This window comes from Polaromonas sp. CF318 (assembly GCF_000282655.1).
Classification (GTDB): domain Bacteria; phylum Pseudomonadota; class Gammaproteobacteria; order Burkholderiales; family Burkholderiaceae_C; genus Polaromonas.
Genome location: NZ_AKIV01000143.1, coordinates 17,470 through 31,225 on the forward strand (window position 1 = coordinate 17,470; position 13,756 = coordinate 31,225).

General features: G+C 59.4%; 11 protein-coding genes. 5 read left to right on the plus strand and 6 right to left on the minus strand.

The features are described 5' to 3' along the window. Positions 1-17 precede the first annotated feature (17 nt). A complete protein-coding gene (locus PMI15_RS25505; RefSeq protein ID WP_007874276.1) occupies positions 18-2,111 on the plus strand; it encodes an ATP-binding protein in 2,094 nt (697 codons plus the stop codon). 16 nt (positions 2,112-2,127) lie between these two features. Here PMI15_RS25505 and PMI15_RS21830 read toward each other — a convergent pair whose 3' ends face one another. The 6 genes from PMI15_RS21830 to PMI15_RS21855 all read right to left on the minus strand — a co-directional run bounded on the left by PMI15_RS21830 (position 2,128) and on the right by PMI15_RS21855 (position 8,512). Next, positions 2,128-3,057 (minus strand): GntR family transcriptional regulator, encoded by a 930-nt coding sequence (locus PMI15_RS21830; RefSeq protein WP_007874277.1) that lies wholly within the window; start codon positions 3,055-3,057, stop codon positions 2,128-2,130. A gap of 82 nt (positions 3,058-3,139) precedes the next feature. Further along, a complete protein-coding gene (locus PMI15_RS21835; RefSeq protein WP_007874278.1) occupies positions 3,140-4,774 on the minus strand; it encodes an NADP-dependent glyceraldehyde-3-phosphate dehydrogenase in 1,635 nt (544 codons plus the stop codon). 4 nt (positions 4,775-4,778) lie between these two features. Then, positions 4,779-5,441 (minus strand): aldolase, encoded by a 663-nt coding sequence (locus tag PMI15_RS21840; RefSeq protein WP_007874279.1) that lies wholly within the window; start codon positions 5,439-5,441, stop codon positions 4,779-4,781. Next, complete coding sequence (otnK, locus tag PMI15_RS21845) at positions 5,438-6,721, minus strand: 3-oxo-tetronate kinase (protein ID WP_007874286.1); 1,284 nt, start codon at positions 6,719-6,721, stop codon at positions 5,438-5,440. The genes PMI15_RS21840 and otnK overlap by 4 nt, the downstream gene beginning before the upstream one ends. A gap of 3 nt (positions 6,722-6,724) precedes the next feature. Then, positions 6,725-7,798 carry an isocitrate/isopropylmalate dehydrogenase family protein gene (locus PMI15_RS21850; protein ID WP_007874288.1) on the minus strand — a complete coding sequence of 358 codons (1,074 nt, stop codon included), beginning with the start codon at positions 7,796-7,798 and terminating at the stop codon, positions 6,725-6,727. 15 nt (positions 7,799-7,813) lie between these two features. Beyond that, complete coding sequence (locus tag PMI15_RS21855) at positions 7,814-8,512, minus strand: aspartate/glutamate racemase family protein (RefSeq protein WP_007874297.1); 699 nt, start codon at positions 8,510-8,512, stop codon at positions 7,814-7,816. A 110-nt stretch (positions 8,513-8,622) separates the two neighbouring features. Between PMI15_RS21855 and PMI15_RS21860 the strand changes: the two genes are divergently transcribed. The 4 genes from PMI15_RS21860 (at position 8,623) to PMI15_RS21875 (ending at position 13,678) form a co-directional block, all read left to right on the plus strand. Beyond that, positions 8,623-9,645 (plus strand): tripartite tricarboxylate transporter substrate binding protein, encoded by a 1,023-nt coding sequence (locus PMI15_RS21860; RefSeq protein ID WP_007874303.1) that lies wholly within the window; start codon positions 8,623-8,625, stop codon positions 9,643-9,645. Between the two features lie 128 nt (positions 9,646-9,773). Beyond that, a complete protein-coding gene (locus PMI15_RS21865) occupies positions 9,774-10,868 on the plus strand; it encodes an ABC transporter substrate-binding protein (RefSeq protein WP_007874305.1) in 1,095 nt (364 codons plus the stop codon). A gap of 28 nt (positions 10,869-10,896) precedes the next feature. Further along, on the plus strand, positions 10,897-12,618 hold the full coding sequence (locus tag PMI15_RS21870; RefSeq protein ID WP_007874308.1) for an iron ABC transporter permease: 1,722 nt from the start codon (positions 10,897-10,899) through the stop codon (positions 12,616-12,618). Beyond that, entirely contained in the window at positions 12,611-13,678 is a 1,068-nt protein-coding gene (locus tag PMI15_RS21875; protein WP_007874309.1) for an ABC transporter ATP-binding protein, read from the plus strand. Before PMI15_RS21870 ends, PMI15_RS21875 begins: the two co-directional genes overlap by 8 nt. Positions 13,679-13,756 lie beyond the last annotated feature (78 nt).

Here is a 13,756-nt window from a genome sequence, read left to right on the forward strand (position 1 = left end):
CATGGCAGCATAGTGTCATGAACGCAAGGAATGTCTCCCGTCGCTGGTCCGGTCCGCCGCTGGCACTTCAAATCACCGGCCTGCTGCTCGCGGGCCTGGTGGTCGCTCAACTGGTCACCCTGGCGCTGACCATGCTGCTGCCACCCGAGCCGCGGCGGCAGTATGAGCTCGGCGACATCGCGCGGGTGCTGTCGGGCTCGGCCCTGGAGATACGCGGCGCCAGGCCTTTGCAGCGCCTGCTGCAGAGCGAGCCGCCGGCACCGACGGGCCCCGGCTGGCTGACCTCGGAGCGCTCGCGCCACGAGCTGGCCCAGCTGCTGGGCCGGCCCGAGGCCGACGTGCGGCTTTACTTCTTCACGCCGCTGCCCTTTGCCGGCACCGCAAGCGCCATGCCGCGCGAAGAAAAAACCGGCGCGGCGCCCCTGCCGGCCTACCCGGGCAGCCGCCATGCGCTGGCAAATGGGTACAGCGCGCAGCCAGGTTTGATGCGCGCCGAATTCCTGCGCGTGCAGGCCGGCAGGCCGGGCGGGCCTCCCGGCGGGGCGGGCCCGGGGGGACCGGGCGGCATGCCCGGTGGTGGTTTCGGCTGGCCGGGCGGGTCGCCCGCCCCTGGCCAGGGCACGGCCTTGCCGCCATCGTCGGGCAGCGATCCGTCATCAAGAACGCCTTCGACGTCCAGCCCTTCGGCACCTGGCGCGCCCACTGCGGGCACGGCCCCGCCACCCGGCGCGGGCCCGGTTGAATCACCCGCGCAAGGCCAGGCACAAGGCGCAGCGGCGCCAGGGCCGCAAGGGCAGGGCGGTGCTCCTGCGGCGTCCACATCGCCCACATCACCGCCAGCCGGCGGTGCGCCATCTTCTGCCGGCGCGCCTCCCGCACCCGGCGGTGCGGTGAGTCCTTCCAATCAGCGCGCAGCCCAGCCGCCCCTGCAGCAGGCCGTGCCTATACCCGCACCGGCCGCCCGCACAAACCCTGGAACGGCCTCCTCGGCACCTTCCGCGGCACGCCCTCCCGAACCGGCGGCCGAGCTTCCTGTTGCAGGCTCACCGGCCCAGGCGGGCAGCGCAACGGCGCCGCGCCTGCCCGCGCCGCCCGCAACCGCCAGCCCGGCCGGTGAAGCAGCGCCCGCGCGCGGATTGTTCGGCCTGGCGCCCGCGCCCTTTGTGGAGGGCGACTTCATGGCCGCGATGCGCAGCGTCGACGGCTGGGCGGTGGTGCAGCCGGTTCCCGAGCCTTTCCCGAACGCCTGGCAGCGCCGTGTGCTGTTGTGGTTCCTGGTGGCGGCCGCGGTGGTGGCGCCCGCGGGCTGGTGGTTCTCGCGCCGACTGGTGCGGCCCATCTCGGGTTTTGCCAGCGCCGCCGAACGCCTGGGCCGCGACCCTTCGGCGCCTGTGCTCGCGCTCGGCGGCCCGGCCGAAGTCGGCCGCGCGGCGCACGCCTTTAACCGCATGCAAAGCCGGCTGCGCAGCTTTGTGGCCGACCGCACGGCCATGATTGGCGCGATCAGCCACGACCTGCGCACGCCGCTGACCCGCATGCGCTTTCGCATCGAGGACGTGCCCGACGGCGTGCGTCAGGGCATGGAGGCCGACCTCGACGAGATGGAGCAGATGATCAGCTCGGTACTGGCCTTTATCCGCGACGCGTCCGAGCCCGGCGTGCGCGAAAAGCTCGAGCTCTCCAGCCTGGTCGAGGACGTGGTCGAGGACGCCGCCTTCGTCGGCAAAAAAGCCGTGCTGCAACACAGCGAACAGGCCGCGGTGGAAATCGACGCCATCGGCATACGCCGGTTGCTGGCCAACCTGGTCGAGAACGCCGTGAAGTACGGCGAGCAGGCCGAGGTGCGACTGTTCACCGAGCGGCAGGACGCCGTGGTCGAAATCAGCGACCACGGTCCCGGCCTGTCCGACGCGGAACTCGAACGTGTGTTTGAACCCTTCTACCGCACGCCCGAGGCGCGCGCCTCCAGCAAGACCGGCAGCGGCCTGGGCCTGGCCGTGTGCCGCTCCATCGCGCGGGCCCACGGCGGCGACGTGCAGTTGAGGCGCGCGCCGCAGGGCCTGGTCGCGCAGGTGCGGTTGCCGCTGGCGTTTGATGTTGCGCGCGCGTGAGTCTTGGCGTAGGGACCTAGGCGCGTTTGAGTTTGGCGCCTGCTTTGGAGTCCGGTCCGGCCTTTCGGGTCTTGGCGCCATTCAAATGCTCGCGAAGAAAGTGTGATGCTTCCACTCGTTCATTGCGCCTCAGCAGATCGATCAAGACCAGGTGTTCTTCGCATTGAAGGCGCATATGCGATCGATCGAGCTTGGACCGGTATTCCATCAACCGCCGCAACTGATTGACTTTGCGCAACGCATCCAGCAGCAGACGGTTACCTGAGCCCGCAATGATTGTTTCGTGTAAGTGCACGCCCGGCCGGAAGAGCTCTGAGCGTGTCCACTTTTCAATACCACCTGACAGTAGTTCAACCTGCTCCCTATAGCATTTGTCTAACTCGACAAGGTCCACCTCATAACCGGGCTCAATGATGGCGGCGGGCTCAATGATCATGCGAAAGCGGTAGCTTTCTCTGTAAGACTCAGCAGTGCTCATCAGAGGAAGAAAAACCCATCCCCGTCCGGCTTTGCGTTCGACCACACCCTCACGCGACATGCGATTAAGAACACGCTGGATCTGGGTTCGGGTGCTTCCATAGCGCTGCATTAAATCAGTCTCGGCGATGTCGGTACCGAGCTTCTCGGCGACGCGATCGTCAGCGATCTGCATGTACACAGCTTCGTCGGAATCAGCGGCTTCGGGCAGCACCATGGAGCCCAGGTCTTTGGAGGACTTCGCAACCTGGAAGCCCTTATTTGGCTCGGATCGGACAACGCCGGTAGCGGCCAGATATTGCAAGGCTTTTCGAACGGGTGAGCGCGAAACACCTAGCTCGTCACACAAAACCTGTTCGGTTAAGCGGTGGCCTTCCGGTAACCAGTCCCGCCGGATCATCTCCACGATTTTTCCGGCAAGCGCGGGCGCGAGCGGACTGACGTTGGACGGTAATGCGGTGGGCTTCATGATGGCAACTTCTCTTCAGGACTGAAGGCTAGTAAGGGTTCATTTTACTTTGACCACTGCTATCGGAACAGCGGGCGTGTGCTCAAAAAACAAACCCCGTATGGATGAAGTTCGAGTGACCACCCGAGACGATGGCATGCAACAACTCCTTGCTTGCCGCGGTTTCCTTCGCGGCGATCATGGTTCGGATAGAAAAGGCTCGTAGCGCGTCGGCCACAGATAACGTTCCTTCCCCAGAGTCTTTTCGGCCGGTGAATGGAAAGATGTCCGGTCCCCGTTGACACTGGGCATTGATGTTCACGCGGCACACCTGGTTAACCAGCTGGTCGGCAACCGAGCCTATCTGGGCAGGGTCACTTCCGAACACGCTGACCTGCTGGCCGTACTTCGACTCACTCACATACTCCAGCGCTTCGCTGACGTTGTCGAAAGGCACTACGGGAATGATTGGTCCAAACTGCTCTTCCTGGTAGAGCTTCATGTCTGGCGAGACCGGATAGACCACAGCAGGTCTGAACAAGGTTCCCAGAAACTCTCCTCCATGCGCATTCGTCACGGCACCCCCTTTGGCCTTGGCGTCCGCAATACATTCGGCCAAGTAAGCGACGCGGCCGGCCTCGGCTACTGGCGTGATCTGCACGCCTGCTTCCCACGGCATGCCAATACTCATGCCGTTAACAGCGACCGAGAGTTTCTCGACGAACTGCTCCGCAATACTCCTGTGAACCAGCAAAATCTTGAGTGCCGTGCAGCGTTGCCCGTTAAAGGAGAGCGTACCCAGCAGGCACTCCTTGACCGCCAGATTGAGGTCGGCGTCGGGAAGGATGATTCCCGGATTCTTGGCGTCGAGGCCCAGAATGGCTCGCAGGCGGTTTGACTTGGGGTGAAGCTTCTTCAGCTTGTCGGCGACCTTGCTCGAACCTATCAGCGCCAGCACGCTGACCCTGCCGCTTTCCATCAGTGGCGGCACCACTTCCTCACCCTGCCCATAGACCGTGTTGACCACGCCTGGCGGGAAAGCTTTCTGAAAGGCCTCCAGAAGCTGGCCATAGATCAAGACACCGAGCTTTGGCGGTTTCAGCAGAATGGTATTTCCCATGATCAGCGCTGGAATGAGCGTGGTGAGTGTCTCGTTCAACGGATAGTTATAGGGGCCCATGCAGAGAACGACTCCGAGCGGAGAGCGCCGGATCTGTGCGATGGTGCCATCGACCGTGGTAAACCGGGAGTTGGCGTTGTCAAGGTCTTTGAGTGCGCCTACTGTCGCCTCTATGTACTCGATGGTCCTGTCAAACTCCTTTTCCGCATCCGGAAGGTTCTTGGCGACCTCCCATTGGATGAGGGCAACAATTTGTGCCCGCCGGTCGATCATCATGCGGGTGAAGAGCTCCATATGCTCGATCCGCTTCGCAACGGACATGCTGGGCCAGACTCCCCGGCCGTTGTCGTATGCCGTCACGGCAGCGGCCAAGGCCTCCAGCGCAGTGTGGCGGTCGAGTAAGGGGAAGCTGCCCAGTATTCGAGCTTGGTTCTCAGGGGCGCCAGCAATCAGTACCGGAGAGTGGACTGGCTTTGAAGGGCCTTTCCAGGCTCGAATATCACCGCCGATCAAGTACTCCAGCTGATTCAGCGGAAAGCTCACCGCAGCCTGTCCAGGTATATCTGAGGGCTCGGGAATGAGGGTTGAGAGTTGAAACGATTCGCCGAGCTTTCTCATGTGCCTACCAGGAAGCGTTAAAGGTTTTGCGCAGTTCCGCAATTGCGGCCTCACTCAGGGGCGCGGGTTTGTGGGAAGAGATCGCCCACAAGCGCGCGGTCTCCTCGAGCTCCTCCAGAACTGCCATGGCCTGAGCGGGTGTCTCATGCCAGACATTCGGCCCCAATCGCGAAAGCATCACGGAGCGAATGGGCGTGCCTGCGGTCTCGTAGCGTTTGATGGTCTCGGCAACCAGCGTTGCGGCCGCGGGATCGCCAGGACGGTGATAAGGGATGACGGGAACATGTCCCACTTTCATGACGAAGTAGGGGGTAATGGCTGGCAGCAGCTCACCTACAGGGTCCGTTAACGTCAGCGCAACGCAATGAGTGCTGTGGGTATGAATGACGCAGCGAGTTTCGGGGGCTGACGAGACTACCGCTGAGTAAATTTTCGAATGTAGTGCCAAGGTCTTGCTGGCTCGATCACCGCTGACTTGCTGACCGTTGTTGCCGATCTTGGCAATACTGTCCGGTTCCAGAAATCCCAGGCAGGCATCAGTCGGAGTGATCAGGAATCCATCCTCAAGCCGCACGCTGATGTTGCCGGCAGTTGCATGGACATAACCACGATCAAACAGGCTTTTACCAATGCGGCAAATTTCCTTACGGGCAAGGTTTTCGTTCATGAAAGGAGTCTATATGCCTTCGTGAAAAAGTCGGGAGTACCGAAGTTTCCGGATTTCAGCGCGATGTGAATGTCGGCGCCGCAGGCGCTGGCGCCGGCGTAGCACCAGGGCACACCTGGATCAATCTGCTGACCGATGCGCATTTGGGCGATACCGAGAGCCTGTACGCACGCGCCCGAAGTCTCACCGCCGGCTACCAGAAGCTGACGCACGCCTAATTCCACCAATCCCTTGGCGATCGCAGCAAGCGCGTGCTCGACCATGGCGCCGGCGTCGTTGACGCCGAGTTGGCCTTGCACCTCTTTGACGGAGACGGGGTCTGCAGACGAGTAAATAAGGATTGGTTGCGTGCCGAGTTGCTTTGATGCCCAGTCAAGCGCCTCTTGAATAACATTGTTACCCGCGGCAATCCGCAGGGGGTCAATAGCCAGCGCCGGAAGGCCAGCCCGGATGAACTCCGCCACTTGCCGGTTGGTGGCGATGGAACAGCTGCCGGAGACGATCGCTTGAAGACCCGCGGCCGGCGGCAATTGCGCGGCCTTCGTCGAAGGGGTAAGCCCGTGGTTCTGCGGCAATCCAATCGCGACCCCGGAGCCCGCCACGACCAGCGGCATCATGGAGATGGCCCGTCCCAAGCTGAGCAAATCCTCGTTATCAATCGCATCAACGATCGCAAACCGGAAGCCCTGACTGCGAAGATGAGCAATCTTGTCTTGAATCGCAGCGCCGCCGGCGTTAACAGTGGCGTGTTCGATCAACGCGACCTTGCCATCGGATTGCGCCTGCATCACCTGGACCAGGTTGGAGTTGGTCATGGGCGTCAGCGGGTGATTACGCATTCCCGAATCGCTGAGCAACTGGTCACCGACGAAGAGGTGACCTTTGAATACCGTACGGTGATTTTCCGGAAACGCGGGAGTCACGCAGCAGAAATCGGTGCTCAAGGCTGTCATCAATGCCTCGGCGACGGGGCCGATGTTCCCGTCAGATGTCGAGTCGAAGGTGGAGCAGATCTTGAAATAGAACTGGGAGGCGCCTTGCTTCTTCAGCCAGGCCAGAGCGTCGAGGGATTGCGTGACCGCTTCACCTGCGGGAATGGTCCTGGACTTCAATGCGACAACAACCGCGTCGGCCTCTCCGATGCCTCCTTGCGGTACACCGATGGTCTGTATCACCCGCATTCCCGACCTGACCAGGTTGTTGGCCAGATCGGTTGCACCGGTGAAGTCGTCTGCGATACAGCCGAGTTTCACGGCGCGTGAGGGTTGAGTTGCGCTCATTGATTAACCTGCAGCGACCACCTTGGCAACGGCCTGACCAAAAGCCTTGCAGCCGGTGGTTCCGCCCAGATCCGAGGTGCGAAGAGCTGGATCCTCCAATACCTTGTCGACGGCGGCCTGCATTGCGTCGCCGGCGTTCTGAAGAGCCTTGATCTTCTTGTTGTCACCCATCCAGCGTATCAGCATTGCTACCGACAGGATCATGGACGTTGGGTTGGCGATGTCCTTGCCGGCGATGGTCGGTGCCGAGCCGTGCTGGGCTTGGGCGCAACACAAGGTGTCGCTGGCCATGATTGAGCCTGCCAGGCCGAGACTGCCGGACAGTTCGCTGGCCAGGTCGGAAAGGATGTCGCCATAAAAGTTGGTCGCAACCAGCACGTCAAAGGACTCAGGATTGCGAACCAGGTGCGCTGTGGAAGCGTCAACCAGCAGGTCATCCAGCTTGACTTCCGGGAACTCCTTGGCTACGTGGTTCACGGCTTCCAGGAAGAGACCGTCCGTCATGTGAAAACTGTTGGCCTTGTGGATTGCCGTGACTTTCTTGCGGCGGGTCATGGCCAGCTCGAATGCACGGCGGGCAATGCGCTCGCTGCAATGGCGGGTGATTTTGCGTGTTGACAGTGCCATGTCCGGGCTTGGCATCACTTCGCCCCAGCCTTTTGTCATGTTCCGGTCTGGATAGAAGCCTTCGGTAGCTTCGCGCATGATGACGAGGTCCATGGACTTGCCTTCACGCATATTTGACTGCAGGAATGGGCGGGTACGTGCGGGGCGAACGTTTGCATAGAGGTCCAAGCCGATACGAAAGCCGGCGGAGACGTTGCGGCCGCCCTTTTCCGGTGTCGGATAGTCTGCATGTGACTGGGTGCCCAAAATCACGCCGTCGTAGGTCTTGGCGCGTTCAAGCACTTCTTGGCGGAGCGTGGTGCCGAATTTTTCCAGGCTTTCGAAGCCGACGATTTCATAGTCAAACGACAGATCGAGTTTGAATTTGGTGTTGGCAGCTTGCAGCACCTCCATGGAGGCTGCAACAATTTCAGGGCCGATGCCATCGCAAGGCAGAACAACAATTTTCATAAAAACACCTTTCAGTTAGATTGGATTGGAGCGGTTGTGTCGGGGGTGAGATTCGATGGAAGACTTGAGCTTGGACACGGCACTGTCCGGACTGGTCAGCACGGGGTAGCTGAGGCATTCCCTTAGAAGGGTTGATGCCCTGGCCATGGAAAATTGGCCGAGCATCAGCACGTCCATTTCGCCCATTTCAAGAGCCGCCTGTTTGAGCAGCCTGTCGTGGGTATCGGCATCGCCTCGGTTGAGCGCGTCGAGAGCCTCCGGCACGCATTTCTTGATGACCTCCACTTCCATGCCGGCAGCGCCGGCATCGTCGCGAAGCTCACTCTCAAGCGCCTGGGTCGCCGGCAAGAAGGTCGTAAGTAATCCAATCCGGCCACGCTTGCCGCGGGCGTGAGCGAGCGCCTCCGCGAACATCGCCTCATTGGGTTTGAGACTGGGTAAAGACATGGTTTTCTTGGCTTCGTCCAGTGCTGAACCAAAGGCCGAGCATGTAAATAAGACGGCCTCGGCTCCCGTTGACGCGGCATAGCGGCTCAGCGCCAGGAAACGAGCCGTGAACGCTTCGGTGGAGACCGCACCCTGCGCCAGGTCGGCGGACAGGCTGCCGTCAAGCAAATTCATCGTGGTTGCTGTTGGCCAAAGGCGTTTGAAGGCCTCCTCGATGGGGGCTATTGCCAATGGCGTGGCGTGAATCAGAGCGATCCGGCTGTTCATTGCGTTGTCTCAGGGTTAATCATTATTCTTGCCTGTATTGTATCAAGTTATGATTTAGTACAAATATAAAAACAGGAGCTTTAAGTGAGAACAAACCCTAAGGAGACAAAATGCGAACGAATAGCTCTGGAACGAGAAGCTCCTTTCGCGACGTAGCAATTCACGGGTGCGTGTTGATTGTGGTTGCGCTAGGTGGTGCGACCGCGCATGCGCAGGATGTCGACGCCAATTACCCTAGTAAGTCGATCACCCTGATCGTGCCCTATGCGTCAGGGGGAAGCTCGGATATCAGGGCGAGACAGGTTGCACAGAAGCTGGCCGGTTACTTCGGAAAGCCGGTTAACGTCGAAAACAAACCCGGCAAAGGCGGAAATACGGGCACGGAGTTGATCGTCAAAGCGGCCCCGGATGGCTACACCATCGGTCTGGGCAACTTTGCTCCGCTCGCGATCAACAAGCACCTGGATCCCAAGATGGGCTTTGATCCTCAGAAGGACCTTATCCCCGTGGCTTTGATTGAGCGCGGTCCTTTACTCCTAATGGTCAAAGCCGATGCGCCCTACAAGAGTGCCAAAGACCTGATCGCTGATGCTAAAGCCAGGCCAGGCAAGCTGAGCTATGCCTCGGCTGGCTCGGGCGGAGCTCATCATCTGGCAGGAGAGATGTTCAAGAGCACGACCGGAATCTTCGCGACACACATTCCCTATTCCGGCGGTGCGCCTGCAGTCAATGACCTGATTGCCGGGAATGTGAACTTTATGTTTGAGTGGATTACGGCTTCAATGCCGCAGTTGAAGGCCACGCCTCCAAAGACGCGCGCTCTGGCCATTGCCAGCTCAAAGCGGTCACCCTTGTTGCCCGATGTGCCAACTTTTGCAGAAATCGGGTTCAAGGGCGTGGAAATTTCCAACTGGTTCGGCATCGTGGCACCGAAGGGCACGTCGCCGGCCGTCGTTGCCAAACTGAATGCCGCAATCAACCGGGCCTTGAAAGAGCCCGACTTGCGCGACAAAGTTGTAGCCCAAGGCAACGAGATTGGGACAGGCAGCCCGGAACTGTTTCAAGCATTTGTGGCGGCCGAATCCTTCCGATGGGGGAAGCTAGTGAAGGACCAAAAAATCCGAGCAGATTGAGTCGATGTTGATCGCAAGAAGTTCCGATTCGGCCCTTTTAATCGCCGCATTCCTGGAATTCGGCCTATGACCGTAGCGCGTCATTGTCGATTTCTACCAATTTGTATTAATTCTTAACTGGAGACAACATGAAACACGTTTTTAAGCAATCACTTCTCGTTCTGGCGGCTTCCGGCTTCACCATGCTGGCGCACGCGCAAGTACCTGCTGGCTATCCGGCGTCATATCAAGCTGTCATCGACGGTGCAAAGAAAGAAGGCAAGGTCCTGATTTACACGCCAACCGACGCAGCCGCGGGTCGTCCGCTGGTGCGAGAGTTTGAAGCCATGTACCCCGGCGTCAAGGTCGAATACAGCGACATGAACACCACAGAGCTTTTCAATCGCTTTATCAGCGAAACGGCCGCCGGCGCTGGTAGCGCTGACGTGGTGTGGAGCTCGGCGATGGATCAGCAGTTGAAGCTGGTGAACGAAAACTACTCTGCGCCCTATGAGAGCCCGGAAGCGAAGAATTTGCCAAAGTGGGCTGTCTACAAGAACACAGCCTATGGAACGACTTTCGAGCCAGTCGGTATCGTCTACAACAAGCGCCTGCTGAAAGAAGCCGAAGTGCCGGCCACTCGAGCCGATTTCATGAAGCTCCTCAAGAGCGATCCAACCCGCTTTCAGGGCAAGGTCACCAGCTTCGACATCGAGAAGTCCGGTTCCGGATTTCTGTTCCTTTCAAACGACGTCAAGCTTTCGCCAAACACCTGGGAAGTCATTAAGACGATGGCCGGCAGCGGCGTGAAGCTGCAATCCTCCAGCGGCACCATGATGGAGCGCATCTCCTCTGGCGAGAACATCATTGGCTACAACATGTTTCTTTCTTATGCGCATGCGCGCGCCAAGAAGGACGCGAGCATTGGCTACGCCTATTTGAAAGATTACACGCTGGTCTTCAGCCGTGTGGCGTTCATTTCGAAGACCGCAAAGAATCCGAACGCAGCCAAGCTGTGGCTCGACTATCTGCTGTCCAAGAAGGGCCAAACGACGCTTTCGACAGCATCGGAGCTGTATTCGATCCGCTCCGATGTAGAAGGTGAAACCACCATGGCAGCACTGACCAAGCAACTGGGCAGCAACCTCAAACCAATCGCTATCGACGACAACCTACTGACCTATCTGGATCAGACCAAACGGGTCGAATTCCTCAAGCAATGGCAGCAAAACGTCAAAAAATGAACCCGTTGTTCGCCGCCTAGGAGCTTCAATGACCGTGTCAGTTTCATCGCCATCAGCAGGAGCCTTGGGCCTGCGGTGGCCAATTTTGTCGCAAGTCCCGCGTTGGGTTGTCGTCCTCATCACCGTGGTGGCAGTTCTGCTGCCGCTGGTGATGATCGGCTACCAAAGCCTGCTGAACGCGCCTTTCTTCCTCAAGCATCAGTTTTCTCTGGATGCGTACAAGTTCGTCTTCTCTGACGACGATTTCTATGTTGCCCTGAAGAACTCACTGGTCATCGCAGGTGGAATGGTGGTGGTGTCAATACCGCTCGGAGCCATTCTGGCTTTTCTGATGGTGAGAACTGACATGCCATGGCGTCGATGGATTGAACCGATGCTGCTCACGCCCATCTTCATTTCCGCTGTCGTGCTGGCTCTGGGCTACGTGGTTGCCACGGGCCCTACCGGGTTTTACACCCTCTGGTGGCGCAGCATGTTTGGCGAAGAGCCCTGGAATGTCTACTCTTTGACGGGGATTGCGGTGATTGCCGGGTTGACGCATGTGCCGCACGTCTATCTGTATGCCTCTGCCGCCTTGCGCAATGTGGGTAGCGACGTCGAAGAAGCAGCCCGAATTTCGGGGGCCTCACCATTTCGTGTAGCGCGCGATGTCAGCATTCCCATGATCATGCCGTCGATGTTGTTTGCGGCAGTGCTGATGCTGTTCCTGGGATTCGAGGTGTTCGGATTGCCGCTCGTGCTTGGCGATCCTGGCGGTTACCTGGTGTTGACCACCTATATGTACAAACTGGCCAACAAGCTCGGCATCCCCTCTTACCATCTGATGGCAGTGGTGGCGATGGTTATCGTCGCGGTCACCTTTCCGCTGGTCATCATGCAGCGCCACCTGCTCAAAAGCGCCAACAAATATGTGACGCTCAAAGGCAAGGGTGGCAGGACTCAGGTCCTTCGTCTTGGCCGCTGGAAATGGCTGGCCATCGCCATTGTGATGTCCTGGCTGTTCGTGACCGTGTTTGTGCCGGTCTCCGGCATTGCACTGCGGTCATTTGTTACCAGCTGGGGCGAAGGTGTTTCGCTGATGGATGCGATGACCCTGGACAACTACCGGGAAGTGTTTGAGCAGGACAACCTGGTACGCGCTATTGTCAATACCCTGGGCATAGGGATCGTAGGCGGTGCGGCGGCCGTGGCCTGGTACACGGCCATCGCTTTCACGGCCCACCGTCGCAGCGACGTTGGCACGCGCCTGATGGACTACCTGGTGCTGGTCCCGCGCGCCATACCGGGCTTGCTGGCCGGTCTGGCCTTTCTCTGGGTTTTCCTGTTCATCCCCGGCTTGAAAGAACTGCGCGGCTCGATGATCAGTATCTGGATTGCCTACTCGGTGATCTGGCTTGCATACGGCATGCGAGTGGTTCAGGGTGCGCTCATGCAAGTGGGGCCGGATCTGGAGGAGGCCGCCCGCGTGGCTGGCGCTACGCGCACTCAAACCAACCGCCACATTACCCTGCCGTTGGTGCGCTTCGGCTTGCTGTCCAGCTGGCTGCTGATCTTCCTGATCTTTGAGCGGGAGTACTCGACGGGTGTTTACCTTCTCTCGCCAGGCTCAGAGGTTATTGGCGCCCTTCTGGTTTCCATGTGGGCCAGCGGCGCGACCAATCTGGTCGCCGCTCTTTCAGTCATCAATATATTAATGGTCAGCGTTGGTCTTGCTCTTGCGCTGCGTTTCGGGATCAAGCTCCATGACTAAGCTCTCTGTCACCAATATCAATCTTAGCTACGGAACTGTTGAGGTTCTCACGGGTGTCTCTTTCCACCTCAAGGCAGGCGAGGTTGTCTCCTTGCTGGGAGCCTCGGGCAGCGGTAAGACCACGCTGCTGCGCGCCGTTGCCGGCTTTGAACAGCCACGCGCCGGGAGCATCCTGCTGGATGGCAAGGCATTGTTCGATTCAGCAAAAAACATCAACCTCCCGGCTGAACAACGCTCGCTAGGCCTGGTGTTCCAATCCTATGCACTGTGGCCCCATCGCACGGTAGAACAGAACGTTGGCTACGGTCTGATGCTGCGCAACATACCCAAGGCGGAAACTGCCCAACGGGTGCAGACCGCGCTTGACAACCTCGGCCTTGGGCACCTAGGCAAGCGCTACCCTTTCCAGTTATCCGGCGGCCAGCAGCAGCGCGTGGCCATCGCGCGCGCGCTGGTTTACAACCCGCCTGTCATTCTGCTCGACGAGCCTTTGTCTAATCTGGACGCCAAACTGCGGGAAGAGGCCCGCGCCTGGCTGCGCGAACTGATCGTGAGCATGAATCTGTCGGCGTTGTGCGTGACGCATGACCAGACTGAAGCCATGGCCATGTCGGACCGGATCTTGCTGCTGCGCAACGGTCGAATCGAGCAGGAGGGCTCTCCTCAGGAGTTGTATGGCTCACCCAAATCGCTGTATACGGCGGAATTCATGGGCAGCAACAACCGCCTCAAGGGGCGTGTGGAAGCCGTGAACGGCGAGCACGTTACCCTGGCAGGTGATGGGTGGAAGATTGCCGGCAAGGCCATCGACGAACTCACAACAGGCGATACGGCGGAAATGGTCATCCGCCTGGAAAAGGTCAGCGTGGCGAATCAGCCCACCGACAACAGCCTGGCCGCGAAACTGGTGACGTCTATGTTCCTGGGCGACCGCTGGGAATATCTCTTCATGTGTGGCGAACTTCGGTTCCGTGCCTTCGGAACGGAGGCCCGCCAACCTGGAAACGAATACTGGGTCGCTTTCCCGCAGGAAGCCAGCTGGGTCTTTGCGGGCGCGTGATCAACAACATGGTGCAGTGGCCACTGCACGGGCGGAGGTGCTCTGCCGTACGAGACATGAAAGGATAAAAGTGTTCAA

Excerpts from the sequence above, each read along its gene's own strand:
- PMI15_RS25505 (WP_007874276.1), top strand. The coding sequence starts at position 18 with ATGAACGCAAGGAATGTCTCCCGTCGCTGGTCCGGTCCGCCGCTGGCA.
- PMI15_RS21830 (WP_007874277.1), bottom strand. The coding sequence starts at position 3,057 with ATGAAGCCCACCGCATTACCGTCCAACGTCAGTCCGCTCGCGCCCGCG.
- PMI15_RS21835 (WP_007874278.1), bottom strand. The coding sequence starts at position 4,774 with ATGAGAAAGCTCGGCGAATCGTTTCAACTCTCAACCCTCATTCCCGAG.
- PMI15_RS21840 (WP_007874279.1), bottom strand. The coding sequence starts at position 5,441 with ATGAACGAAAACCTTGCCCGTAAGGAAATTTGCCGCATTGGTAAAAGC.
- otnK (WP_007874286.1), bottom strand. The coding sequence starts at position 6,721 with ATGAGCGCAACTCAACCCTCACGCGCCGTGAAACTCGGCTGTATCGCA.
- PMI15_RS21850 (WP_007874288.1), bottom strand. The coding sequence starts at position 7,798 with ATGAAAATTGTTGTTCTGCCTTGCGATGGCATCGGCCCTGAAATTGTT.
- PMI15_RS21855 (WP_007874297.1), bottom strand. The coding sequence starts at position 8,512 with ATGAACAGCCGGATCGCTCTGATTCACGCCACGCCATTGGCAATAGCC.
- PMI15_RS21860 (WP_007874303.1), top strand. The coding sequence starts at position 8,623 with ATGCGAACGAATAGCTCTGGAACGAGAAGCTCCTTTCGCGACGTAGCA.
- PMI15_RS21865 (WP_007874305.1), top strand. The coding sequence starts at position 9,774 with ATGAAACACGTTTTTAAGCAATCACTTCTCGTTCTGGCGGCTTCCGGC.
- PMI15_RS21870 (WP_007874308.1), top strand. The coding sequence starts at position 10,897 with ATGACCGTGTCAGTTTCATCGCCATCAGCAGGAGCCTTGGGCCTGCGG.
- PMI15_RS21875 (WP_007874309.1), top strand. The coding sequence starts at position 12,611 with ATGACTAAGCTCTCTGTCACCAATATCAATCTTAGCTACGGAACTGTT.